Raw genomic sequence first — 1,970 nt, 5'->3', positions numbered from 1 at the left:
GTGCATGGCCAACGGCAACACCAACGCGCTGGGCCTGGGCGAGAAGTGCAAGCCGAAGTACGTGCCGCTGGGCACCACTTCGTACAACCTGCACGACGCCGTCGACCAGGCCGTGACGCCGTTCCTGAGCGGCTTCCCGTACCTGAACACGCCGACACCGGGCGCGCAGTAAGCGCCGCCGCGTGGCGCCGCACGCAAGTGGCGTCACGCCGGCCCGGCTGGAGCGACCTGGCCGGGTCYTGCCACTTCGCCGATCCCTGGTGATCGCCCGAACCGTTTCCTTCGCCGCTGCGCCGATCGCAGCGGCCCCAGGCTGGAGCCTGCCCATGCGCCCGTTCTTGACGCTCTCGACAATGGCCGCCGCCTTGCTGCTGGCACACGCCCTGCCCGGCCAAGCCGCGCCGCGCGTGCCCACCGACGACCACGAAGTGATCGAGCGCCTGCCGGCCCGTTTGCCTGGCGTGACGGCCCGCCGCGCCGGTGCTGGCCAACGCGAAGCCTTGCGCACCCAAGCCGCTCAGACCCAGCCAAACCTCTCACTCGCACTGACCCTTGCGCGCCAAGCCATCAACCAGGCCCGCCGCAGCGGCGACCCGCGCGACTGGGGCCAAGCCCAGGCCGCCCTCGCCCCCTGGTGGGCGGACGCTCAAGCCCCTGGCCCGGTGCGCCTGCTGCGCGCCACGATCCGCCAGGGCCAGCATGACTTCGACGCCGCGCTGGCCGACCTGGACGCGCTGGTCACCGCCCCCGATGCCAACGCCGGCACCGCGAACAGCCGACTCGGCTTGCGACGCGCCGACTACAGCCAGGCCGCCTCGCCAGGGCTGGCGCTGCGCGCCCAGGCGGAGCTGACGCGCGCATCGATTCACCAAGTGCAAGGCCGCTACGCCGAGGCCCGCGCCGGCTGCGAGCGCCTGGCCGGTGCCGACTACGTGACGCTGGGCGCCGGCGTGCAAGCCCCCGCCCGCGCCTGCCTCGCCGAGGTGGGCCAGTTGCAAGGCCGGCTGACCGCCCGCCAGGCCGACGCCACGCTGGCCGCGCTGGGCAATGCCGACGACCCGTGGCTGGCGCTGCTGCGCGCCGAATTGGCCCAGCGCAGCGGCAACCGCCAGGCAGACGCGCTGTTCCGCGCCGCCATCGCCGGCGATGCCCCGGGCCTGTACGCCCTGGCCGCCTACGCCGACTGGCTGCTGGACCAGCAGCGCCCGGCTGAAGCCGAACGTCTGCTACGCGGCTACGAAGCGGCCGACGCGCTGCTGTTGCGCACGGCCATCGCCCGCCACCGCCTGGCCCGCACGTCGTCTGGCAAACACGCCACCGACGCCGACACGCTGATCCCCCAGTTGCAAGCCCGCTTCGACGCCGCCCTCGCTCGCGGCGACCGCAGCCATGCCCGCGAACAGGCGCGCTTTGCGCTCGACCTGCTGGGCGACGCACCGCAGGCCCTGGCACTGGCTCAGTCCAACTGGGCTTGGCAGCGCGAACCGGCCGATGCACTGCTGTTGCTGCGCGCTGCAGCCGCCGCAGGCCAGCCCGAAGCTGGCGAGCCGGTGCGCCGCTGGGCCCGCGAGCAAGGGTTTGTCGACGCACGCTGGCCAGCTGCGAAGCACAGCGCATCTGCCCCCACCTCATCCGCCACCCGGAGCCGTTCATGAGCCTGACCCTGTTGAGCGACCGTACTGAACGCCTGACCCGTTTGCTGCTGGCGGTCACCGGCACGGCCGCGGCCATGTTGCTGGTCCCCACCGACGCTCGTGCCCATGCGCCCAGCAACGCCACGCTGAGCCTGGTGGCCGAAGGCCCCGTGGTGCAGCAACGCTGGGACATCGCGCTGCGCGACCTGGACCGCGTGATGCCGCTGGACGCCGACGACGACGGCCAGATCACCTGGGGCGAGTTGCAGCAGGCCTGGCCGCAGATTGCGGCACTGGCCGACCAGGGCCTGCGCCTGTCATTGGCCAGCCCGGGCC

Annotated in this window: 1 protein-coding gene and 1 pseudogene; both read left to right on the top strand. The window is 73.0% G+C overall.

Features of this window, described 5'->3' with window-relative positions; translation table 11 throughout:
* Positions 1-326: 326 nt before the first annotated feature.
* Entirely contained in the window at positions 327-1,655 is a 1,329-nt protein-coding gene (locus AC1DYI_RS34075) for a tetratricopeptide repeat protein (protein ID WP_477208530.1), read from the top strand.
* Positions 1,652-1,970 (top strand): annotated as a pseudogene (locus AC1DYI_RS34070) (hypothetical protein); the annotation flags it as partial. The gene AC1DYI_RS34075 and the pseudogene AC1DYI_RS34070, both read left to right, overlap by 4 nt.

It is taken from the genome of Ideonella sp. P3_A4, from assembly GCF_056403075.1.
The sequence above is the reverse complement of the archived record's forward strand: the minus strand, read 5'-3'. Positions and strand labels throughout refer to the sequence as shown.